Source organism: uncultured Bacteroides sp. (assembly GCF_947632445.1).
In the GTDB taxonomy this organism is placed as follows: Bacteria; Bacteroidota; Bacteroidia; order Bacteroidales; family Bacteroidaceae; genus Bacteroides.
On record NZ_CANRPM010000026.1, the window covers coordinates 14,705 to 37,872 of the forward strand.

The following is a 23,168-nucleotide window of genomic DNA, read 5'->3' on the forward strand; positions in this document are numbered from 1 at the left end:
ATATGGAAATGAAAGATACCAAACAGCAATTTGAGCATGTTATTGCCATTTGTCGTGATTTGTTTGCCAAGAAACTTCATGACTATGGTCCAGCTTGGCGCATTCTGCGTCCGTCTTCGGTAACTGATCAGATTTTTATTAAGGCCAACCGTATTCGTAGTATTGAAATTAAAGGTGTTTCTTTGGTGGACGAGGGTATTCGTTCGGAGTTCATTGCGATTGTGAACTATGGTATCATCGGACTTATTCAACTGGAAAAAGGCTATGCCGAATCGGCGGATATGACTAACGAAGAGGCATTAGTCCTGTATGATAAGTATGCAAAGGCTTCATTGGAGTTGATGTTGGCAAAAAACCACGATTACGATGAAGCATGGCGCAGTATGCGCATAAGTTCGTATACAGATTTAATATTGATGAAGTTGTATCGTGCTAAGCAAATAGAATCCCTTGCTGGTCAGACGTTGGTGTCTGAAGGCGTGGATGCCAATTATATGGATATGATAAATTATTCAGTGTTCGGCTTGATTAAGATTGAATTTGGAGATTGATAAGAAACATATTATCAGGAAGGTGTGGGTGAACGCCTGTCGCTTTTTGTTGGGAGGGGTTTTTGTCTTTTCCGGCTTTGTCAAGGCTATCGACCCGTTTGGCACTTTTTATAAATTGCAAGACTACCTGAATGCTTTTGGTCTGAGTGGATGGCTTCCTCTTTCTTTGTTGTTCTTGGGAGCTATTTTGCTGGCTGCATTGGAGTTTTGCGTGGGAGTATATTTGTTTTGGGGCATTCGGAAAACATGGAGCAGTTGGATGGCTTTACTCCTGATGGCGGTGATGACTCCCTTGACATTGTATCTTGCTATTGCCGATCCTGTATCTGATTGCGGTTGCTTTGGTGATGCCTGGATTTTAACTAATTGGGAGACTTTTGGAAAGAATGTTGTCTTGTTGATAGCTTCTCTTTCTGTATTCCGTTGGCGGAAGGATATCATTCGTTTTATTACCCGTAAGATCGAATGGGTCTTTTCGATGTATACCATTCTGTTTGTATTTGCTTTGTCTGTTTATTGCCAGCATAACCTTCCAATTATTGATTTTCGCCCTTATAAGGTTGGGGTTAATATCAAACAGGCTATGGAAATTCCTGAGGGAGCTAAACCTTCCGTTTATGATACACGTTTCATTCTTGAAAAGGATGGGGTGAGAAAGGAGTTCTTTTTGGATGATTATCCTGATAGTACCTGGACTTTTATAGAAGCTCGCACGGTCTTGAAGGAGAAGGGATACGAACCGCCCATACACGATTTCTCTATGGTGAACGTGGAAACAGGGGAAGATATTACGGAAAAAGTATTGACGGCCGAAGGTTATACTTTCCTGTTGGTTGCGCATCGGATTGAACAGGCGGACGATAGTAATATTGATCTGATCAACGAAATTTATGATTATAGTATTGAGCATGGCTATGGTTTTTCTGCTTTGACTTCGTCGACAGAGGAGGATATTCTGCAATGGAGAGACAGAACCGGGGCTGAATATCCTTTTTGCCAGACTGATGATATTACGTTGAAGACCATGATTCGCTCTAATCCGGGTATGTTTCTGCTGAAGAATGGTACAATCCTTCACAAATGGAGCGATGGAAATCTGCCCGACGAGTATGCTTTGTACGATTCATTGGATAAGATCCCTGTGGGGCAGGAAGAATTTGTCAGCCTTTGGCATACGGTGGGAAAAGTGTTACTTTGGTTCATCGTTCCTCTATGCTTGGTGTTGGCTGTAGATATATTGGTCATCAAGCGTCGTGAAAAGAAGATTGGCCATGTGAAGACTGTTGTAGAAAGAAAGAGATAAGAACATTATATTAATCCTTTAAAAATAAAGACAAAATGAGAAAGAACATTGTTGCAGGAAACTGGAAAATGAACAAGACCCTTCAGGAGGGCGTCGCTCTTGCAAAAGAATTGAATGAAGTATTGGCTAATGAGAAGCCTAATTGTGATGTAATCATTTGTACGCCGTTTATTCATTTGGCTTCTGTTACTCCGTTGGTAAATCCTGCTAAAATCGGTGTGGGCGCAGAGAATTGCGCAGACAAAGAGTCCGGTGCTTATACAGGTGAAGTTTCAGCAGCTATGGTAGCTTCTACGGGTGCCAAATATGTCATTTTAGGCCACTCTGAGCGTCGTGCTTACTATCATGAGACAGTAGAAATTCTGGAAGAGAAGGTGAAATTGGCTTTGGCTAATGGCTTGACACCGATTTTCTGCATTGGTGAAGTGCTGGAAGAGCGTGAGGCTAACAAGCAGAACGAAGTGGTTGCTGCTCAGCTGGCTTCTGTATTCTCTCTGTCTGCTGAAGATTTCTCTAAGATTATTCTGGCTTATGAGCCGGTTTGGGCTATTGGTACAGGCAAGACGGCTACTCCAGAGCAGGCACAGGAAATCCATGCTTTCATCCGTCAGACGGTGGCTGAAAAGTATGGTAAGGAAGTTGCTGATAACTGCTCGATCCTTTACGGCGGTAGCTGCAAGCCTTCAAACGCGAAGGAACTGTTCGCTAATCCCGACGTAGATGGCGGTCTGATTGGTGGTGCTGCCTTGAAGGTTGCTGACTTTAAGGGCATTATTGATGCTTTCAACTAATCGAAAGGAATATATTGACAAGAAAGATGCTGCGCTGAGAAGCACCCTGCATCGAGCGCAGCATTCTTTTTTTATTTTATTATACCTAAACAACAGATACCGAGTAACATGAAACGTTTGTTTTTAATCCTTGCATGCCTTTCTGCCTTTCTGTTTGCGGCGGCACAAGAGAATATCATAGAGAGTTTGGAACAGAAAGTTCCAGGTCAAGGAAAGGTTACCGTTCATCAGGATGCACGTATTGAGGCGCTGATTGGTAAGGCTCGACCGACTTCTGTCGCTGAAGGACAACAGGTACTCAAAGTGGCCGGATATCGCGTTCAGGTATATGCCGGGAGTAATACCCGTCAGGCTAAGAACGAAGCGCATGCGGTGGCGGCGTCTGTCAAGGAACTCTTTCCCGATTTGTTGGTCTATACTTTTTTTACTCCTCCCCGTTGGCTGTGCCGGGTAGGAGACTATCGGAGCATTGAGGAAGCTGATGCCATGATGAGGCGTTTGCGCAGCTCAGGCCAGTTTAAAGAAGTTTCTATAGTCAGAGACCTGATAAACATTCCTCTATAACTACGGTGACATCCGTTTGATAAATTATAATTAAGAAATCATGCTGGAAAAAGAAAACATCACCTCTCCTGCTTTGGACGAACTGAAAGAACATTATGCGCGTATTTTGACCCTGCTGGGTGAAGATGTGGAGCGTGAAGGCTTGCTTAAGACTCCCGAACGTGTGGCAAAAGCTATGCTGACTCTGACCAAAGGATATACGATGGATCCCCATGAAGTGCTTTGTTCGGCTAAGTTCAAGGAAGAATATAGTCAGATGGTGATTGTGAAGGACATTGATTTCTTCTCCTTGTGTGAACATCACATGTTGCCCTTTTATGGGAAAGCTCATGTGGCGTATATCCCCAATGGTTATATCACCGGTTTGAGTAAGATTGCCCGTGTAGTCGACATTTTCTCCCACCGTTTGCAAGTGCAGGAGCGTATGACACTCCAGATAAAAGAGTGTATCCAGGAAACGCTCAATCCGTTAGGCGTTATGGTGGTGATTGAAGCCAAACACATGTGCATGCAGATGCGCGGTGTGGAAAAACAAAATGCCATTACCACAACTTCGGATTTTACAGGTGCTTTTAATCAGGCCAAGACTCGCGAAGAGTTCATGAATCTTATTAAACATCATTCTACGCCTTTGTAAAGGCATTGCTTTATTTTTCCCGTTTCTTTCGTCGTCAGTAGATAAAACTATGTTTTACGGATGTCGGAACGATGTTTTAGTACCTATAAAGCATCGTTTTGCAGTTCGGGTATGCAGGCTTGTTTGAGGATGGTGGATTGGGGTATGGGATGACGAATGACGGAGCTTTGCTTCCCGTTTGCCGATTTTGATAATTTTTGCAGTTACAAGGCGCTTTTTATGCTGGCTTTGTGGCTTATAACTCAGAAAAAAAACGTAATTTTGTCGCCCGATAATTATCAACTGAATACGACGTATGGAATTGGATTTACTAACCGCCATCTCTCCGATTGACGGTCGCTATAGGGGAAAGACGGATGCTTTGGCTGCCTATTTCTCTGAATTTGCACTTATTAAGTATAGAGTGCGGGTCGAGATTGAGTATTTTATCGCTTTGTGTGAATTGCCTTTGCCTCAGTTGGCTGGGGTGGATAAAGGCGTTTTTGAAACTCTGAGAAACATTTACCGTAATTTTTCGGAAACCGATGCCCGGCGCATTAAGGAAATTGAAAGCGTGACCAATCACGACGTGAAGGCCGTGGAATATTTCTTGAAAGAACAGTTTGACAAGCTGGGCGGTATGGACGATTACAAGGAGTTCATTCACTTCGGATTGACTTCGCAGGATATTAACAATACATCGGTGCCCCTTTCCGTGAAAGAAGCACTGGAGCAGGTCTATTATCCTCAGATTGAGGAGCTGATAACCCAGCTTCGCACGTATGCCGGACAGTGGGCCGATATTCCGATGCTGGCCAAAACGCATGGACAACCTGCTTCGCCGACACGCCTGGGCAAAGAAATTCGTGTCTTTGTTTATCGTTTGGAGCGTCAGCTGGCTACGCTGAAGGCTTGTCCGCTGACGGCCAAGTTTGGAGGAGCTACGGGTAATTACAACGCACACCACGTGGCTTATCCTGCGTATGACTGGAAAGCTTTCGGTAACAGGTTTGTTGCTGAAAAATTGGGACTGGAACGGGAGGAATACACCACTCAAATATCCAACTACGACAATCTGTCTGCCGTCTTCGATGCTATGAAGCGTATCAATACAATAATGATAGATATGAATCGCGACTTCTGGCAATACATCTCGATGGAGTATTTCAAACAGAAAATCAAGTCGGGTGAAGTTGGCTCTAGTGCGATGCCCCATAAGGTAAACCCTATAGATTTTGAAAACGCTGAGGGTAATTTGGGAGTGGCAAACGCTATTCTGGAGCATTTGGCTGTGAAGTTGCCGGTATCGCGCCTGCAGCGTGATTTAACCGATTCGACCGTGTTGCGGAATATTGGTGTGCCGTTTGGCCACATTATGATTGCCATTCAAAGTTCTTTGAAAGGATTACGCAAGTTGCTGCTGAACGAGACGGCTATTTATCGCGACCTGGATAATTGCTGGAGCGTGGTGGCCGAGGCTATCCAGACAATCCTGCGTCGTGAAGCTTATCCGCATCCGTATGAAGCCCTGAAAGCACTGACCCGTACCAATCAGGCCATTACGGAAGTATCTATCAAGAACTTTATCGAGGAGCTGAATGTTACTGAAGATGTCAAGAAAGAACTTCGCGCCATTACTCCGCACAATTATACGGGAATTTAACTAAGGGAGAAGGAAATAGATAATTAAGGATTCTCATTTTTAATTGCTCTTTTCAATTCTCCATTCAATAAGGCCGTGAGGCCGATAAGTTTAATTTTATTCGAATATAAAGAACAATGAGTACAGAAAATGAAAACTGGCGTGATGCGTCAGATGTAGAAAGAAATGAAGGTGCTGACCGTGATGGTAATCAGTACAGGGGTGCCGGCTTCGGCCATTCTTCTTACAACCGGGAAAACAGAGAGCGGCCTTATCGTTCGTTTAATGCAGAAAATGAAGGACGTCCGCAGAGAGCCTACAGCAGCGATCGTCCCTATCGTCCGCGCTTTAATGCGGAAAATGGTGATCGTCCGCAACGTTCTTATGGCAATGCTTATCGTCCGCGTTTTAATGACAATGCTGAAGAGGGTGAACGTTCACGGCGTATATATGATGAAGAGCGTCCTTATCGTCCCCGTTTCAATGCCGAAGGGGGTGAGCGTCCACATCGTCCTCGCTTCAATCCGAATGCTGAACGTGTTCAGCGTGCTTATGGCGAACGTCCGCAACCTCCACGTTTCACCCCAAATACGTATGGCGAGCCGGGCAATCTCGTACAGCGCCCTTACGGCAATGAGGGTGATCGTCCGCAGCGTCCTCGCTTTAATTCGAATGCCGGTCGTGGCAACAATCGTGGAGGAAACAACGCATACGGTCGCCCACAACGTCCACGTAAAGCTGGTTACAATCCGAATGCTAAGTATAGCAAGAAAAAACAGATTGAATATAAGGAGCAGTTTGTCGACCCCAATGAGCCTATTCGTCTGAATAAGTTCATGGCCAACGCGGGTGTATGTTCACGTCGTGAGGCTGATGACTTTATTACAGCGGGTGTGGTTTCTGTGAATGGACAGGTCGTAACAGAACTGGGAACAAAAATCAAACGTAGCGATGAAGTGAAATTCCATGATCAGGTGGTGAATATCGAACGTAAGATTTATGTGCTTCTGAATAAGCCGAAAGATACCGTAACTACGTCGGATGATCCGCAGGCTCGTCGTACTGTAATGGATTTGGTGAAAGGAGCTTGTGATGAACGTATCTATCCTGTTGGGCGATTGGATCGTAATACGACGGGGGTTCTGTTGTTGACGAATGACGGCGATTTGGCTTCGAAGCTGACTCATCCGAAGTATCTGAAGAAGAAAATCTATCATGTACGTTTGGATAAGAACCTGACCAAGGCGGATATGGAGCAGATTGCTGCAGGTATCCAGCTGGACGATGGCGAAATCCATGCAGATGCTATCAGTTATACGGATGAAGATAAGAAGAACGATGTAGGCATTGAGATTCATTCGGGCAAGAACCGTATCGTGCGTCGTATTTTTGAATCCTTGGGATATAAGGTAGTAAAGTTGGATCGTGTATATTTCGCGGGTCTGACCAAGAAAGGATTGCGTCGAGGAGATTGGCGCTATCTGACAGAACAGGAAGTGAATTTCCTGCGGATGGGCTCGTTTGAATAAATTATAGATATAGAGGTAATTATGGAAAGAATTAGTAGGACAAAGATTGTGGACTTGCTGAAGCGGGAGGATTTCGGCGCTATGGTCAACGTGAAAGGCTGGGTACGTACCCGCAGAGGTAGCAAACAGGTAAACTTCATCGCGCTGAACGACGGTTCTACAATAAATAATGTACAGATTGTTGTCGATCTGGAAAACTTTGACGAGGCCTTACTGAAGGATATTACAACGGGGGCCTGTTTAAGTGTGAACGGTGTGTTGACAGAATCTGTCGGCGCTGGTCAGAAGGCTGAAATTCAGGCTCGTGAAATGGAAGTGCTGGGTACCTGTGATAATACTTATCCGTTGCAGAAGAAAGGACACTCTATGGAGTTTCTGCGTGAGATTGCCCACCTGCGTCCTCGTACCAATACCTTTGGCGCTGTATTCCGTATTCGCCACAATATGGCTATTGCCATTCATACTTTCTTTCATCAGAAAGGGTTCTTCTACTTCCACACGCCTATTATTACGGCGTCGGACTGCGAAGGTGCCGGTCAGATGTTTCAGGTGACAACCAAGAACCTCTATGACTTGAAGAAAGATGAGAATGGTTCCATTATTTATGACGATGACTTCTTCGGCAAGCAGGCCAGCCTGACGGTTTCCGGCCAGTTGGAAGGTGAACTCGCTGCTACAGCGTTGGGAGCGATTTATACATTCGGCCCCACTTTCCGTGCAGAAAACTCCAATACTCCGCGCCATTTGGCTGAATTTTGGATGGTGGAGCCAGAAGTTGCCTTTGCCGATTTGTCCGAGCTGATGGATCTGGAAGAGGAATTTATTAAGTTCTGTGTGAAATGGGCTCTTGATAATTGTGCTGACGATTTGGAATTCCTGAACAAAATGGTGGACAAGGGGCTGATAGAGCGTCTGCAGAAGGTTGTTGATACGGAGTTTATTCGTTTGCCCTATACGGAAGGTGTTAAAATTCTGGAAGGAGCTGTAGCTAAAGGGCATAAGTTTGAATTCCCTGTTTATTGGGGATGCGATTTAGCGAGTGAACATGAGCGCTATCTGGTAGAAGAACATTTCCAGAAACCGGTCATTATGATAGACTATCCGAAGGAAATAAAGGCTTTCTACATGAAGCAGAATGAGGATGGAAAAACAGTGCAAGGTACAGATGTGCTGTTCCCTCAGATTGGCGAAATTATTGGTGGAAGTGTGCGCGAAGAAGACTACGACAAGTTAATGGCTCGCATCACTGAACTTCATATCCCGATGAAAGATATGTGGTGGTATTTGGATACTCGTAAGTATGGTACGTGTCCGCATGCAGGTTTTGGTTTGGGCTTTGAGCGCCTGTTGCTGTTCGTGACGGGTATGGCGAATATTCGCGATGTTATTCCTTTCCCACGTACACCGCGTAATGCAGAATTCTGATGTAGATAAGAATATCTGAGTAATACTTACCTGACATCAATTTTCCCCGTTTGGAGAAATATTTTTCTTCAGTCGGGGAAAATATTTTGATAAGTAACGTGAGTTCGACATAAAATCAAAAGATAGCCGGTTGCCCGTCCTTGATAAAGTTTACTTCAATGGCGGGTTTCTTTTCAAAGCAGCAATAGGCTGCGATAGCTGGCAATGAATCGGCAATGAAATGTCTATTCCTTTCCGCTGCCACGCAGCACTTCCTGAAGTCCCGACGCAGTGCTGCGTGAGGGTGTCATGCAGTGCTGTATGAAGAGGAGACGAAGCACTTCGTCAGAGGGTCAGCAAGCACGGCGTCAGGACGGAAAAATCTGCCCGTGAAAAAAGACGGAAGAAAAATGAGTTTTTGGCACGATTAAAACAGTCCTGTCACACCAATTTATTGATATATAGTCGGTTGCTGCGACACGTGACAGGGCTGTGCAAACTTTTTTGAAATAAAATAAAAAATAGGCTGCCTTTAAAGGCAAGGTATTTTTTATTTTTCGCGGAAATGTTTACCAAAGGCACTAAGGTGTCGCACTAATTTGTTGATAATCTGCCACTTGGTGTGACAGGACTATTTTGAACCCCTCCCGGATTATTTTCAAAGTGATTTGAGAGCTATAAAGACAAGATAGCTGATAAAAAAGGGAGGATGTTTGTCGTCCTCCTTTTTTATGGTCATCCGATATTTATTCCCAATAAACTATAACTTCAGACTCTGAAAACATAGTGATAATCGTTTAAATGTGATACCTTGACTCTACCGTTGCTTTTCCAATCTGGCTTTCAGACAAAAAAAAGACTAAATCGTTTGTCAGTTAGCAGAAAAACCGTACTTTTGCAAGCCGATTATTATCTAATAAAGATAAGCAATTAATTCATAGCGAGTTAATCGACCTTTGTCCGGGGCGGTTGGCTGGTGGTGAAGAAAAAATTAGTAGTAACATTTAAAAAAAACATTAAGAGTGGATACTTTAAGTTACAAGACCATTTCTGCAAACAAGGCTACGGTGACGAAAGAATGGGTCATCGTTGACGCTACAGACCAGGTTTTGGGCCGTCTGGGCGCTAAAGTTGCGAAACTGTTGAGGGGAAAGTATAAACCCAACTTTACCCCTCATGTAGATTGCGGCGATAATGTAATTATTATCAATGCCGACAAAGTGAAAATGACTGGCAATAAGTGGACTGACAAGATTTATCTGTCCTATACCGGTTATCCCGGTGGCCAGAGAGAAATGACTCCTGCCCGTCTGCAGGCTAAACCGAATGGTGAAGACAGACTGTTGAGAAAGGTAGTGAAGGGCATGCTCCCCAAGAATAAGCTGGGTGCTAAATTGCTGGGTAATATGTATGTATATGCCGGCAGTGAACACAAACATGCAGCTCAGAATCCGAAAATGATTGATATTAACGCACTTAAATAAGAGATGATGGAAGTAGTAAATGCATTAGGCAGACGTAAAAGTGCAATTGCACGTATTTTCGTAAGCGAAGGTACTGGAAAGATTACCATTAACAAGAGAGACCTTGCTGTGTATTTTCCTTCAAGCATTCTCCAGTACGTGGTTAAGCAGCCGTTGAATAAGCTTGACGTAGCTGAAAAGTATGACATTAAAGTTAACCTCTGTGGGGGTGGTTTCACCGGCCAGTCTCAGGCTCTGCGTCTGGCTATTGCCCGCGCATTGGTGAAGATCAATCCTGAAGATAAGGCTGCTCTACGTGCCGAAGGCTTCATGACCCGTGACCCGCGTGCTGTTGAACGTAAGAAACCGGGTCGTCCCAAAGCACGTCGTAGATTCCAGTTCAGTAAACGTTAAGAGTTGCAGATTGGTTGGGGCGGACAAGTTGCATGAATTTCAACTTCCAACTCTCAACTCTCAACTGAAAAAGCGTTTAGCATCTAAACTATCGGGACTCTTGTCTTTGTGGGCAAGGCTACCCGGCAGTTGGTTTAGAAAAACAAAAAAGAAAGTAAACGAATTAAAATTAAAAAACAATGTCAAGAACAAATTTTGATACATTATTGGAGGCCGGTTGCCACTTCGGTCACCTGAAAAGAAAGTGGAACCCGGCAATGGCTCCCTATATCTTCATGGAGCGCAATGGTATTCATATCATTGACCTCAACAAGACGGTTGCTAAAATTGACGAAGCTGCTGAAGCTTTGAAGCAAATCGCTAAATCAGGAAAGAAAGTCCTGTTTGTTGCTACTAAGAAACAAGCTAAGCAGGTGGTTGCTGAGAGGGCTGCCTCTGTAAATATGCCTTATGTAATCGAGCGCTGGCCGGGTGGCATGTTGACCAACTTCCCGACTATCCGTAAGGCCGTTAAGAAGATGGCTACTATTGATAAGCTGACTAATGACGGTACTTATGCAAATCTCTCTAAGAGAGAAATACTTCAGATTTCTCGTCAGCGTGCTAAGTTGGACAAGACTCTGGGTTCTATCGCTGATCTGACTCGTCTGCCATCTGCTTTGTTTGTTGTAGACGTTATGAAGGAAAACATTGCAGTTCGCGAGGCTAACCGTCTGGGCATTCCTGTATTCGGTATCGTTGATACGAACTCTGATCCTACCAATGTAGACTTCGTAATCCCGGCTAATGATGACTCAACCAAGTCTGTAGAAGTTATTTTGGATGCTTGCTGTGCTGCTATGCAGGAAGGTCTGGAAGAGCGTAAGGCTGAAAAGATCGACATGGAAGCTGCTGGTGAAGCTCCTGCCAATAAAGGCAAGAAGAAGGCTGCTAAAGCTCGCTTGGATAAGTCGGACGAAGATGCTATCAATGCCTCTAAGGCTGCCGCCTTCATGAAAGAAGACGAAGAAGCTTAAAATATATTCTTGAGAGTTGAGAATTGAAAATTGAGAGTTACTTCAACGGCAATTCTCAATTCTTTGTTCTCAGCTCTCGATTGCTTTATATAGAAGAGTAGTATTATTAATTTATTAAAAGATAAAGAAATTATGGCTGTAACAATGGCTGATATAACTAAGCTCCGTAAAATGACCGGTGCTGGTATGATGGACTGTAAGAACGCCTTGACAGATGCAGAAGGCGATTTTGATAAGGCAATGAAGATTATCCGTGAGAAGGGGCAGGCTGTAGCTGCCAAGCGTTCTGACCGCGAGGCTTCTGAAGGTTGCGTGTTGGCTAAGACAACGGGTGATTTTGCTGTAATTATCGCACTGAAATGTGAAACAGACTTTGTTGCTCAGAATGCTGACTTTGTGAAATTGACTCAGAATATCCTGGAACTGGCTGTTGCCAACAAGTGCAAGACGCTGGATGAAGTGAAGGCTTTGCCGATGGGTGATGCAACAGTAGCTCAGGCTGTAACAGACCGTAGCGGTATCACTGGTGAAAAAATGGAGTTGGATGGTTACATGACTGTAGAAGGAGCAGACACTGTGGTTTATAACCACATGAACAGAAACGGTTTATGCACTATCGTTGCTTTCAATAAGAAAGTTGATGGGCAATTGGGTAAGCAGATTGCTATGCAAATTGCGGCAATGAATCCTATTGCTATTGATGAAGACGGTGTGTCAGAAGAAATCAAACAGAAGGAAATCGAAGTCGCTGTTGAGAAAACGAAGGCTGAGCAAGTACAGAAGGCTGTAGAGGCAGCTTTGAAGAAGGCCGGCATCAACCCCGCTCATGTGGACAGCGAAGACCACATGGAAAGCAACATGGCCAAAGGCTGGATTACTGCCGAGGACGTTGCCAAGGCAAAGGAAATCATTGCTACGGTTTCAGCAGAGAAGGCTGCCAACTTGCCAGAGCAGATGATCCAGAATATCGCTAAGGGACGTCTGGGTAAGTTCCTGAAAGAAGTCTGTCTGTTGAACCAGGAGGATGTGATGGATGCAAAGAAGACTGTAAGGGAAGTGCTGAAAGAAGCAGATCCCGAATTGAAGGTAACAGATTTCAAGCGTTTCACTTTGCGTGCTGAATAAATTGTCTTATAGGTTTTGATATAAAAGAGGATGTGTCATTTGGCACATCCTCTTTTTTCGGTATGACGGGCATTCATACATCTGTGGTGAAAGTCCACGCGTGGCGTAGTTGCCGACGAACCCCAAAGCGACTTGCAAGTTTCGAATGGTGGCGCCCGGGGAGAGAAGAAGCAATAGCGAAATCGTGTCCTGACGCACAGAAACATGGTATTAGGGCGTATCAAGTGGACAAACCGGCCAAAGACAGCAAAGTTCCCAAAGGCAACCGTAACCTTACGTGAGTTCGACGAATTCAAAACAATGCAAGCTGTGTGTCAATAGTTCTCATGACACTGATACACGGCTTCTTTGGAAAGCAGCAATATGCGGCAATTGCACTCAAGAGGTTGACAATAAAATTATCAAAGGTTCCATGCCTTGAATGTTCCACTTGTGCTATATTTTTGAGTTCGTCATTCCCAGTTTCGATAATGGCCCGTTTCCCGAGGAGCAGTTTGTCTGATAGTGACATCAGTGCCCCTTTCATATTGCTTTTCAACTTGGTTATAATTTGTATGCCGTCCACGAACAATCTCTCAAGGAGCTTCTTGCCGGTGTATCCCTTATCACCGACAAGCTTCCCATATATAAATTCCACAAAAGCTTTGTATTCAAGAGGCTTACGGTCATCGACATCACCGGGAGTAATCATGAAATTCAAAAGTTCTCCGCGTTCGTTGATATGAGATGTAATTTAAACCCGAAAAACCGGCCCATGGAGCATTTGCCTCTTTGTGCTGTGCCTGTAAATTTCGGGGAAATCGGGAAATCCCGCTCCATGAATTTCGGGGAAATCGGGGAATTGGGCGGTTGAAATTTGCGGGAGAATAAAAAACCGCTTATTTTTGCACGAAAAGAAGAGGCATCATAAGCTTATGGGACAAACCGTTTTCAGAAGAAAGATCTACGATAAGCTGCTGAAATGGAAGCAGGAATCGAACGGACACAGTGCGCTGCTCGTACAGGGAGCAAGGCGTATCGGCAAATCGACCATCGTCGAGGAGTTTGCCAAAAGGGAATATTCATCGTATCTGATGATCGACTTCAACAGGGCATCGGCGGCCGTCCGGTCTCTTTTCGATGACTTGATGGATCTGGATTTCATTTTCCTGCAATTGCAGACGCTGTTTAATGTGGTGCTGGAGAGCCGGAAGTCGGTTATCATCTTCGATGAAGTGCAGCAATGTCCGGGTGCACGGCAGGCCATCAAATATCTTGTTCAGGACGGCAGGTATGACTACATCGAGACGGGCTCGCTCATCAGCATCCGGCAGAATACGAAAGGAATTACCATTCCCAGCGAGGAGGAACGCATAGATATGTTCCCGATGGACTTTGAGGAGTTCCGCTGGGCGTTGGGCGATGCGGCGTCCCTGCCCCTTATCCGAACATTCTACGAGAAACAGCTTCCGCTGGGAGTCGCCCACCGGGTCAAGCAGCGTGACTTGCGGCTTTATATGCTGGTCGGAGGAATGCCGCAGGCGATAAATGAATATCTCGACACCAATAATCTGGCTAAGGTCGACGCCGTCAAACGCAGGATTATCCAACTGTATTCCGACGATTTCCTGAAAATCGACCCGACGGGCAAGCTCAGCAAACTGTTTATGGCGATACCGGCGCAACTGAGCCGGAATGTTTCCCGATATTACACCAATGCCGTCGTGGGAGAATTGGAGAGTCATACGGAGCAAGAGCTGCTTGTCAGTCTCGAAGACAGCAAGGCCGTACTTGTGTCCTACCACTCCGACGACCCGAATGTCGGGATGTCATTGACAAAAGACGTTTCGAGGTATAAGCTGTTCGCGGCCGATACGGGACTGTTCGTGACTATGGGGTTCTGGGACAAGGATTTTGCCGAGAATGTGATTTATCAGAAGCTGTTGGCCGACAAGCTGGAAGCCAATCTGGGCTATGTGTACGAGAACCTTGTCGCCCAGATGCTGGCGGCTGCCGGCAACAATCTGTTCTATTATACGTTTGAAAAAGACGCGAAACACAGTTACGAAATAGATTTCCTGCTGTCGAGAGGCAGCAAGATATGCCCCATCGAGGTCAAATCGTCGGGATATAAGACCCATGCCTCGCTCGACGCTTTCAGAGCGAAGTATTCCGCCAGGATAAAGAACAGTTACCTGATTTACACGAAAGACTTTCAGAAGAGCGACAACGGACTCGTCTATCTGCCGTTTTATATGACGGGGCTGATATAGCCTGTCAAGGTCTTACGGATATTCGGTCGGCTGACGGGCTGTAATTGGCTGGCAACGGCGGGGCCTCGCCGTTTTTATTCCGAAATATGGAATTATCGGTAGATTTTGTTTTGAAATACCGAATTGTTTATATACCTTTGCACCAAAGAAAGAAGAGAGAGATGAGAATTGTATCACATAAAAAGCTGAAGGAGTTCTATGAAGCCAAAGGGAGGGAAGACGCAAGAGTGGCTCTCGAACGGTGGTATGACATCACGGAAAAGGCATCCTGGAAAAATCTTTCGGAAATCAAAGTGGACTTTCCTGCAACGGATTATGTGGGCAACCAGCATTATGTATTCAATATCAAAGGAAACAACTACAGGCTGGTCGTCGTGGTGAAGTTTACAATCGGGTACGTGTTTATCCGAAAGGTGTGCACTCACCAAGAGTACGACCTGCTGGACTGTTCAACCATTTAAAAAGGAAACGATATGAGCAAGATTACCAAAGAACAATACGAATTTGCGGTGGCAAGGGTGGAGGAACTTCTGCCGTTGGTCGATGATAACACGTCGGCTAATGACAGAAACGCAGTGGAACTCAGCATGGTGTCCGACATCGTGATTGCCTATGAAAAAGAGCATTATCCGATGGAAAAACCGACGGTGGCGGAACTCATAGAGCTTTCTTTAGAGGAGAAGGGTATGACGCAAAAACAGCTTGCCCATGAAATCGGCATCAGCCCTTCCCGCATCAACGACTATATATCGGGCCGTTCGGAACCGACGCTGCGCGTTGCCCGGCTCCTTTGCCGCATACTGAATATACAGCCCTCTGCCATACTCGGCATTTAAGGAAAGGGGGAGGAGGAACGACAAGTCCATTAGCCCGCCAGTCCGCCTGAAGGGCGGGACGACACAGTGCTTCCTTACTTGCTGACGCAGTGCTTCCTTAGGGTGCAAGGAAGTGCTTCGTCAGGGTGTGAGAAAGTGCTTTGTCAGGAGGTAAGGAAGCACGGCATGACAGGGCGAAAAAGCACGGCGACCCGCTTCAATGGGTCACGAATACAAAAAAAGAGTGCATGCTGCGGCGTGCACTCTTTTTATATAGTAAGGTATGCTGTCCCTTATTTATTGGGCTTTCTTCTGGGCCTTTCGGGCTTTTCGCTGTAGCCTTCGGGCTTCGGGGTGAGCACCCTGTGAGACAGTTTGAATTTGCCTGTTTTCGGGTCGATGTCCAGCAGCTTCACTTCGATGTCGTCGCCTTCCTTGAGACCGGCTTCCTCTACGGTTTCGAGGCGCTTCCAGTCGATTTCGGAGATGTGGAGCAGACCGTCCTTGCCGGGCAGGAACTCGACAAATGCACCGTAGGGCATTATGGAGCGGATCTTGCCTTTGTAGACTTCGCCCACTTCGGGCACAGCGACGATAGCCTTGATCATGCGGATGGCATCTTCGATGCTCTGCTTGTTTGTACCGGCAATCTCGACCTTGCCCACGTTGTCTTCTTCTTCGATGGTGATGGTGGCACCCGTCTCTTCCTGCATGCCCTGGATAATCTTTCCGCCCGGGCCGATGACGGCGCCGATGAATTCTTTCGGAATGGTGATGGTCTCGATGCGCGGAGCGTGCGGCTTCAGGTCGGGACGCGGCTCGGCGATGCATTCGGTCAGTTTGCCGAGGATGTATTCGCGGCCTTCTTTGGCTTGCAGCAGGGCTTTCTCCAGGATGTCGTAGGACAGGCCGTCTACCTTGATGTCCATCTGTGTGGCGGTGATACCGTTTTTCGTACCCGTCACCTTGAAGTCCATGTCGCCCAAGTGGTCTTCGTCGCCGAGGATGTCGGAGAGGACGGCGTATTTCTCTTCGCCAGGGTTTTTGATGAGGCCCATGGCGATGCCCGATACGGGGTTCTTGATTTTCACACCGGCGTCCATCAGGGCCAGCGTGCCGGCACATACGGTAGCCATCGAGGAGGAGCCGTTGGATTCGAGGATGTCGGAAACGACGCGTACCACGTAGGGATAGTCTTCGGGTATCTGGCCCTTCAGCGCCCGCCATGCCAGGTGGCCGTGACCGATTTCACGACGGCCTACGCCGCGTTGTGCCTTGGCCTCGCCTGTGGAGAACGGGGGGAAGTTGTAGTGCAGCAGGAAGCGTTCCTTGCCGTGAATCAGTACGTCGTCCACAATCTTTTCGTCGAGCTTCGTGCCCAATGTGGCGGTGGACAGCGACTGCGTTTCGCCCCGGGTGAAGATGGCCGAACCGTGCGGGCCGGGCAGGGGGCTGACTTCGCACCAGATGGGGCGGATTTCCGTAGTCTTGCGGCCGTCCAGGCGCTTGCCTTCGTCGAGGATGCAGCGACGCATGGCCTCTTTCTCCACGTCGTGATAGTAGCGGTCGATGAGCGGAGCCTTTTCTTCGAGTTCCTCTTCGGTGAACCGGGCCTTGAACTCTTCGCAGATGGCGTTGAAGGCGTCCTCGCGCTCGTGCTTGTTGCGGTTGCCGCTGGCGGCGATGGCGTATGCCTTGTCGTAGCAGGCGTCGTGTACGGCTTTGCGCAGGTCTTCGTCGTTCACCTCGTGGCAATATTCGCGCTTTACGGTGGATCCAACCTCTTCGGCCAGTTCCATCTGGGCCTTACACTGCGGCTTGATAGCTTCGTGGGCAGCCTTCAGGGCGGCCAGCAGGTCTTGTTCGGACACTTCCTTCATTTCGCCTTCCACCATCATGATGTTCTCGTAGGTGGCGCCCACCATCAGGTCCATGTCGGCCTGTTCGAGCTGTTCGAAAGTGGGGTTAATGATGAATTCCCCGTTGATGCGTGCCACGCGCACTTCTGAGATGGGGCCGTTGAACGGAATGTCCGATACGGCCAATGCGGCAGACGCTGCCAGTCCGGCAAGTGCGTCGGGCATGTCTACGCCGTCGGCTGAGAAAAGTATAATGTTGACATATACTTCTGCATGAAAATTGTCAGGGAAAAGGGGTCGGAGAGCACGGTCTACCAAGCGGCAAGTCAGGATTTCGTAGTCCGACGCACGCCCTTCACGCTTGGTAAATCCGCCGGGGAAACGTCCGAATGCTGAGAATTTTTCTTTGTACTCTACCTGAAGCGGCATGAAATCTGTTCCGGGAACTGCGTCTTTTGCGGCACAAACAGTAGCCAGCAGCATGGTGTTTCCCATGCGGAGCATTACAGAACCGTCTGCCTGTTTTGCCAGCTTTCCCGTTTCGAGCGTGATGGTTCTTCCATCGGGTAGCTCGATCGTCTTAACAATAGGGTTAATCATAAAAAACTTTTATATCTAAATTCTTTCAAAATTCGCGCAAAGATAGTGAATTTATTCTTTCAATCTAATGGGAATGAGCTTAAAAAGTTCCTGTTCCGGTGTTTTTTAAGTTTTACGATGGAAAAGAAGCAGGAAAAATGCTTTGACTAAGCGTGAAAAGGCGTATATTTGCACGCGGATATTTGAAATAAACATACTGACGATATGAAGAAAATAGGAGTGATGGCTTTTGTCATGGCGGCTTTGAGCGCTTGCCATTCGGTACCGGAGTTTAAGGTGGAAGGTGAAGTGACGGGTGCCGAGGGAAAGATGCTTTATCTGGAAGCCTCTGCATTGGAAGGGATTGTTCCCCTCGATTCTGTCAAACTGAAGGGCGGAGGCGACTATGCTTTCAAGGGGCCCCGGTCGGACTCTCCTGAGTTCTATCGCTTGCGGGTGGACGACAAGATTATCCATTTCTCGATAGACTCTACCGAAACCGTCCGCATCGACGCCGGTTATGACAATTTTGCTACGGGCTATACGGTGGAAGGCTCGCCCAACAGTGAGAAAATCAAGGAACTGTCGCTGAAGCAGCTGCAATTACAGAAGAAGGTGGATGAGCTTTATCGGGCGTTGCAGAGCCATCGCATCGGGGTAGATGTGTTCCAGGACAGCCTGATGGCGATGATGAAACGGTATAAGGACGATGTAAAGATACGCTACATCTTTGCGGCTCCCAACACGGCGGCTGCCTATTTCGCCCTGTTCCAGAAGGTGGATAACTACTTGATATTCGACCCGCTGAACAACCACGACGATATTAAATGTTTCGCCGCTGTGGCCACAAGCCTGAACAATCTTTATCCGCATGCCGACCGCTCGAAGAACCTGTATAACATCGTCATCAAAGGAATGAAGAACGCGCGTGCCCCCCAACAGCAGACGCTGGAGCTGCCCGAAAGAGTGCAGGTGACCGAGACCGGTGTGATAGACATCAACCTGCGCGATATGAAAGGCGATGCCCACAAGCTGACTGACCTTAAGGGGAAAGTCGTTATTGTGGATTTCACGGTCTATCAGAGTGCAGTCTCCGCCAGCCACAACTACATGTTGCGCGATCTGTATGACAAATATGCGTCTCGCGGACTGGAGATTTACCAGATCTCATTGGATGCCGACGAACACTATTGGAAGACTACGGCCGACAATCTGCCCTGGATTTGCGTGCGCGACGCCAACGGCATCTACTCGTCTGTAATAACCACTTACAACGTGCAGAACTTGCCGACGCTGTTCTTGGTGAACCGCAATAATGAGCTGAGCGCTCGTGGCGAGACCATTAAGGATTTGGACGCTGCTGTGCAGAAGCTGCTGTAGTTTTGTTATAATAAATGGAGGGAAAACGTCCTTAAATATGTTGCAAAACAGTGTTTGACACTTGGCGCGTATTGTTTAAAGTGCTATCTTTGCACAGAAATATTGGAAGAGGGTTCCAGCATGGTTGACATGTTGGAATTCTTTTTTGTTTATAATTATAATCATCTAAGAACAATAGAGTAATTAAGGAGGAGAAATTATGGCTTATATGTCAGAAGAAGGCTACAACAAACTGTTGAGCGAATTAAAGCAGCTGGAAGCCGTAGAGCGCCCCAAAGTAGTGGCCGCCATTGCCGAAGCTCGCGACAAGGGCGATCTGTCCGAAAATGCCGAGTATGATGCTGCCAAAGAGGCGCAGGGACTGCTCGAAATGAAGATCAGCAAACTGAAAGCTGTTATCGCCGATGCAAAGATCATCGACGAGTCTAAGCTGAAGACCGACTCTGTACAGATCCTGAACAAGGTGGAGTTGAAGAACGTGAAGAACGGCATGAAGATGACCTATACCATCGTGTCGGAGAGCGAAGCCAACCTGAAGGAAGGCAAGATTTCGGTCAATACCCCCATTGCACAAGGACTGCTTGGCAAGAAGGTGGGCGAGAAAGCACAGATCAAGGTGCCGCAGGGCATGATTGAGTTGGAAGTGTTGAACATATCATTTTAAACGGTAAGGCAGGCCATGCGTTGTGGCTTGCCTTTTTTAATATATCATCGTTATGGCAACCCTATTCAGTAGAATTGTAGCAGGCGAAATTCCCTGTTACAAAGTGGCGGAGAACGAGCGCTTCTTCGCATTTTTGGATATTAATCCGTTGGTAAAAGGACATACGCTGGTCATCCCGAAGCGTGAGGTGGACTATATTTTCGACCTGGAAGATGAAGAACTGGCTGCCCTGCACGTCTTTGCCAAGCAGGTGGCATTGGCCATCGGAAAAGCTTTCCCTTGCAGGAAGGTCGGAATGGCGGTCTTAGGCTTGGAAGTGCCTCATGCTCATATCCATTTGATTCCGATGCAGAGCGAGAAAGATATGCTTTTCTCTAATCCGAAGTTGCAGCTTTCCGCTGAAGAGTTTGCAGAAGTGGCCGAAGCGATTCGCAATGCTTTCTGACCATCCAATCCTCCTCTTATATAAAAATGAACTGCCCCAAAAGTGCTGTATCTAACTTTCTGGGGCAGTTCACTCATTTATCCGTATGCCGTCTTGAGCCTTGTCTGATTTATTAGATGTAGTCTTCTCCCATCTTAATCTGGGTGTCGTTCACGTACTTTCGGATGGCATGTTCCTCGTCTTTCTTGCAAATGAGCAGTACGTTGTCCGACTCTGCTATAAGGTAACCTTCCAGTCCTTCTATTACGGCCAGCTTGTTCTTGGGTAGGACAATGATATTGTCGTGGCTGTTGTAGAGTAGGGAGTTGCATTTCAGTGTTACATTCTGATGTTCGTCTTTAGGTGAGAGTTCATAGAGGGAGCCCCATGTTCCGAGATCCGACCAACCGAAATCGCCCAATGATACGTAGACATTGTCGGCTTTCTCCATGATGCCGAAATCAATGGATACGTTGGGACAAGATGGGAAATTCTCATCAATGAATTTTTTCTCGTCCGGCGTACCGTAGACATCTTTTCCGGGTGACAGTTTGGAGGTCAGTTCAGGCAGCAAGTCTTCTCCTGTTTTAATGATGGAATTCACGTTCCACATGAACAAGCCGGAATTCCAATAAAATTCTCCGCTTTCTACAAAGACCTTGGCCAGTTCCAGTTCAGGCTTTTCAGTGAACGTCTTTACTTTATAGAAATTCTCTCCGGCTGCTTCGGCTATCTGGATGTATCCATATCCTGTTTCCGGCCGGTTGGGTTTAATTCCGAGAGTCAGGAGTTTGTTTTCGCCGGTTACGAATTCCAAGCCTTTCTCGATGGCAGTCAGAAATTCACTTTCCTTCAATATCAGGTGATCCGACGGTGCCACGACGATGTTGGCGTTGGGATTGATGGCCCGTATGTGGTAGGAAGCCCATACGATGCAGGGAGCTGTGTTTCTGCGTGCAGGTTCCAGAAGAATCTGCTCGGCTTTCAGTTCGGGGAGTTGTTGTTGGACAAGATCGGCATAGAGGGTATTGGTAACAATGAAGATGTTCTCCGTCGGTATGATTTTTTTGAAGCGGTCGAAAGTCTGCTGTAGCAGCGAGCGTCCGGTGCCGAAGAAGTCGAGGAACTGTTTGGGAAGTGTCTTGCGGCTAAACGGCCAAAAGCGACTGCCAATTCCTCCACACATGATAACGCAGAAATTGTTTTTGTTTGTTGCCATGATTGTATTTTTTTAGTTTCCGCTAAAGTACATTATATTTTTAAGAATCGGGAATGTTTGTGTGGGTTTTTCTGCTTTTTTCTTTTTTTTTTGATAAAGTATTGCGCGTTCAAAAAAAAACTGTACCTTTGCGCCGCAATAGAAATGAATGTGATGCCCAGATGGCGGAATCGGTAGACGCGCTGGTCTCAAACACCAGTGGATTCACTTCCATCCCGGTTCGACCCCGGGTCTGGGTACAAAGATAAAAGCTAAGTAATTGATAATTCAATACTTAGCTTTTTCTTTTTATCGGAGATGTTCCCAAATTGTTCCCAATCATCCTTATGTATTCCACCAAAGATGGGCGTTTACTTCATGCCATCTATTACCTTTAGTATAGAATCGGGCTTTTCTACCATTCGCAATACAGAATCTGAATCAAATCCCATATATTCTATATAGGTTCGTATTAACTCATAATGCTCTTTGGCATATTTTGTATCTATGGCACGTGTAGCGTTGAAGCAGATAGGTTCATGATGTGCTATTCGGTTACGAAATTCACGGATGGCAGTTAGTTGGTTGTAGATGTCTGTTTGCTTTAAACCATGCGCTTTGTTGGGGAATATTTGAAGAAGTGTTTTTCCTCCTATGCGGTAATTGCGTCTTGTAAACAGATAAGTCCAGAAACCAAATGTAAAGGAAGCTACCATCTTATCGTTGTTGTACACCCCCATATTGGTATAAGTGCGCTGTATGCGTACTATTTCGGATGCTTCCTGTTCAAGCAATCCATTGGGTCTTGCTTGGTTGATTATCCAATTATCATCATTGAAGTACTGTTTGTAGTGAGCGTTTATAGCATTGCGTAGCATTATCTCAAACATACCGATAACTCCATAAAAACGTTGGCTCAACTTGATGTTATATTGGTATAGGCGCAAGGTTTTGGCTTTTTCATTACCACTTGCTTGTGCGTATTTGTTTAATCTTGCCGGGGATAGTACCTGCAAACATTCGTCATATTTCATTTGGTATAAGTTTAAAAACAAGACTTCTCTTGCAAATATAGAAAATAATGCCTATATTTGCAAGCGTAAGACCCTGTTGTCCCTGCTGAACAAGCAAACTTCAGGGTTATTGTTTTTTTATGCACTTATGGCAACGGCAGAACAGCTCCGTTGTTTATGGGCTAAATCCAATTTGCTATCCTTTTCTCCACCAATATATTCAAAGAGGATAGGGAAGAATAATTCTTTCTTGGCGTAAATGCCAAAGTGAAGGAGCCAATCAGCCTTTCTTAGACTTTATGGCAGGGCAATTGAAGAAATCCTTTCTTTGGAGATTGAAAGGTTCAGTTCTTCTCAGAAGAAAGGGCTCAGTTTTATGTTTTAGAGGCGTGAGAACTTAACTCTCGGCAACAGACCTTGAAAACCAATGACTTATAGAAAATGCCCAATCTTACACCCAAGAATGTAAGGTTGGGTGTTTGTTTATTGAGGGACATTCATTAAATAGTATAAAATTAGCCAACTAATTAATACACAAATTATTGCGAATTAGTTGGCTTTTTTGT

General features: G+C 46.2%; 21 protein-coding genes, 1 tRNA gene and 3 pseudogenes. 20 read left to right on the top strand and 5 right to left on the bottom strand.

All coding sequences use genetic code 11. The features are described 5' to 3' along the window. The first annotated feature begins 8 nt into the window (after positions 1-8). The 8 genes from Q0Z70_RS06990 to asnS all read left to right on the top strand — a co-directional run bounded on the left by Q0Z70_RS06990 (position 9) and on the right by asnS (position 8,421). A complete protein-coding gene (locus Q0Z70_RS06990) occupies positions 9-551 on the top strand; it encodes a DUF1599 domain-containing protein (RefSeq protein ID WP_298073384.1) in 543 nt (180 codons plus the stop codon). Continuing rightward, positions 541-1,854: a BT_3928 family protein gene (locus Q0Z70_RS06995; RefSeq protein WP_298073402.1), complete on the top strand. Its 1,314-nt coding sequence runs from the start codon at positions 541-543 to the stop codon at positions 1,852-1,854. The genes Q0Z70_RS06990 and Q0Z70_RS06995 overlap by 11 nt, the downstream gene beginning before the upstream one ends. Before the next feature lie 35 nt (positions 1,855-1,889). Next, positions 1,890-2,645: a triose-phosphate isomerase gene (gene tpiA / locus Q0Z70_RS07000; protein WP_298073385.1), complete on the top strand. Its 756-nt coding sequence runs from the start codon at positions 1,890-1,892 to the stop codon at positions 2,643-2,645. Between the two features lie 108 nt (positions 2,646-2,753). Next, positions 2,754-3,209, top strand: coding sequence for an SPOR domain-containing protein (locus Q0Z70_RS07005; protein WP_298073386.1), 456 nt, complete (start codon positions 2,754-2,756; stop codon positions 3,207-3,209). A gap of 40 nt (positions 3,210-3,249) precedes the next feature. Then, on the top strand, positions 3,250-3,846 hold the full coding sequence (gene folE, locus Q0Z70_RS07010) for a GTP cyclohydrolase I FolE (protein ID WP_298073387.1): 597 nt from the start codon (positions 3,250-3,252) through the stop codon (positions 3,844-3,846). A 295-nt stretch (positions 3,847-4,141) separates the two neighbouring features. Further along, entirely contained in the window at positions 4,142-5,488 is a 1,347-nt protein-coding gene (purB, locus tag Q0Z70_RS07015; protein ID WP_298073388.1) for an adenylosuccinate lyase, read from the top strand. Positions 5,489-5,604: 116 nt separating this feature from the next. Further along, positions 5,605-6,996, top strand: a complete 1,392-nt coding sequence (locus Q0Z70_RS07020; RefSeq protein ID WP_298073389.1) for a pseudouridine synthase — start codon at positions 5,605-5,607, stop codon at positions 6,994-6,996. A gap of 21 nt (positions 6,997-7,017) precedes the next feature. Next, on the top strand, positions 7,018-8,421 hold the full coding sequence (gene asnS, locus Q0Z70_RS07025; RefSeq protein WP_298073390.1) for an asparagine--tRNA ligase: 1,404 nt from the start codon (positions 7,018-7,020) through the stop codon (positions 8,419-8,421). Positions 8,422-8,536: 115 nt separating this feature from the next. On the opposite strand, the pseudogene Q0Z70_RS07030 reads toward asnS, so the two are convergent. After that, positions 8,537-8,641 (bottom strand): annotated as a pseudogene (locus tag Q0Z70_RS07030) (IS982 family transposase); the annotation flags it as partial. A gap of 781 nt (positions 8,642-9,422) precedes the next feature. Between Q0Z70_RS07030 and rplM the strand changes: the two are divergent. The 4 genes from rplM to tsf all read left to right on the top strand — a co-directional run bounded on the left by rplM (position 9,423) and on the right by tsf (position 12,418). Then, positions 9,423-9,884, top strand: a complete 462-nt coding sequence (gene rplM, locus Q0Z70_RS07035; protein ID WP_298073391.1) for a 50S ribosomal protein L13 — start codon at positions 9,423-9,425, stop codon at positions 9,882-9,884. A 6-nt stretch (positions 9,885-9,890) separates the two neighbouring features. Further along, positions 9,891-10,277 carry a 30S ribosomal protein S9 gene (rpsI, locus tag Q0Z70_RS07040; protein WP_298073403.1) on the top strand — a complete coding sequence of 129 codons (387 nt, stop codon included), beginning with the start codon at positions 9,891-9,893 and terminating at the stop codon, positions 10,275-10,277. Between the two features lie 179 nt (positions 10,278-10,456). Further along, positions 10,457-11,293 carry a 30S ribosomal protein S2 gene (gene rpsB / locus Q0Z70_RS07045; RefSeq protein WP_298073392.1) on the top strand — a complete coding sequence of 279 codons (837 nt, stop codon included), beginning with the start codon at positions 10,457-10,459 and terminating at the stop codon, positions 11,291-11,293. A 132-nt stretch (positions 11,294-11,425) separates the two neighbouring features. Continuing rightward, positions 11,426-12,418 (top strand): translation elongation factor Ts, encoded by a 993-nt coding sequence (gene tsf / locus Q0Z70_RS07050; protein ID WP_298073393.1) that lies wholly within the window; start codon positions 11,426-11,428, stop codon positions 12,416-12,418. Positions 12,419-12,710: 292 nt separating this feature from the next. On the opposite strand, the pseudogene Q0Z70_RS07055 reads toward tsf, so the two are convergent. Then, positions 12,711-13,195: pseudogene (locus tag Q0Z70_RS07055) on the bottom strand (IS982 family transposase); the annotation flags it as partial. A 137-nt stretch (positions 13,196-13,332) separates the two neighbouring features. Here Q0Z70_RS07055 and Q0Z70_RS07060 point away from each other — a divergent pair. From Q0Z70_RS07060 to Q0Z70_RS07070, 3 genes are all read left to right on the top strand, one after another. Then, positions 13,333-14,670, top strand: coding sequence for an AAA family ATPase (locus Q0Z70_RS07060; RefSeq protein WP_298073394.1), 1,338 nt, complete (start codon positions 13,333-13,335; stop codon positions 14,668-14,670). 161 nt (positions 14,671-14,831) lie between these two features. Further along, positions 14,832-15,131, top strand: coding sequence for a type II toxin-antitoxin system HigB family toxin (locus Q0Z70_RS07065; RefSeq protein WP_298073395.1), 300 nt, complete (start codon positions 14,832-14,834; stop codon positions 15,129-15,131). Positions 15,132-15,143: 12 nt separating this feature from the next. Then, positions 15,144-15,506 (top strand): helix-turn-helix domain-containing protein, encoded by a 363-nt coding sequence (locus Q0Z70_RS07070; RefSeq protein ID WP_298073396.1) that lies wholly within the window; start codon positions 15,144-15,146, stop codon positions 15,504-15,506. 272 nt (positions 15,507-15,778) lie between these two features. Here Q0Z70_RS07070 and pnp read toward each other — a convergent pair whose 3' ends face one another. Next, complete coding sequence (gene pnp, locus Q0Z70_RS07075; RefSeq protein WP_298073397.1) at positions 15,779-17,944, bottom strand: polyribonucleotide nucleotidyltransferase; 2,166 nt, start codon at positions 17,942-17,944, stop codon at positions 15,779-15,781. Positions 17,945-18,148: 204 nt separating this feature from the next. On the opposite strand from pnp, the gene Q0Z70_RS07080 reads away from it, so the two are divergent. From Q0Z70_RS07080 to Q0Z70_RS07090, 3 genes are all read left to right on the top strand, one after another. Then, entirely contained in the window at positions 18,149-19,303 is a 1,155-nt protein-coding gene (locus tag Q0Z70_RS07080) for a DUF4369 domain-containing protein (RefSeq protein ID WP_298073398.1), read from the top strand. A 199-nt stretch (positions 19,304-19,502) separates the two neighbouring features. Continuing rightward, entirely contained in the window at positions 19,503-19,967 is a 465-nt protein-coding gene (greA, locus tag Q0Z70_RS07085) for a transcription elongation factor GreA (RefSeq protein ID WP_298073399.1), read from the top strand. Between the two features lie 52 nt (positions 19,968-20,019). After that, positions 20,020-20,412, top strand: a complete 393-nt coding sequence (locus tag Q0Z70_RS07090) for an HIT family protein (RefSeq protein WP_298073400.1) — start codon at positions 20,020-20,022, stop codon at positions 20,410-20,412. Between the two features lie 112 nt (positions 20,413-20,524). Here Q0Z70_RS07090 and Q0Z70_RS07095 read toward each other — a convergent pair whose 3' ends face one another. Next, complete coding sequence (locus Q0Z70_RS07095; RefSeq protein WP_298073401.1) at positions 20,525-21,610, bottom strand: mannose-1-phosphate guanylyltransferase; 1,086 nt, start codon at positions 21,608-21,610, stop codon at positions 20,525-20,527. Between the two features lie 155 nt (positions 21,611-21,765). Here Q0Z70_RS07095 and Q0Z70_RS07100 point away from each other — a divergent pair. Next, positions 21,766-21,849, top strand: a tRNA-Leu gene (locus Q0Z70_RS07100). 111 nt (positions 21,850-21,960) lie between these two features. Here Q0Z70_RS07100 and Q0Z70_RS07105 read toward each other — a convergent pair. After that, on the bottom strand, positions 21,961-22,623 hold the full coding sequence (locus Q0Z70_RS07105; protein ID WP_122304471.1) for an Abi family protein: 663 nt from the start codon (positions 22,621-22,623) through the stop codon (positions 21,961-21,963). Positions 22,624-22,752: 129 nt separating this feature from the next. Here Q0Z70_RS07105 and Q0Z70_RS07110 point away from each other — a divergent pair. After that, a pseudogene (locus Q0Z70_RS07110) lies at positions 22,753-22,987 on the top strand (cell filamentation protein Fic); the annotation flags it as partial. Between the last annotated feature and the right edge of the window lie 181 nt (positions 22,988-23,168).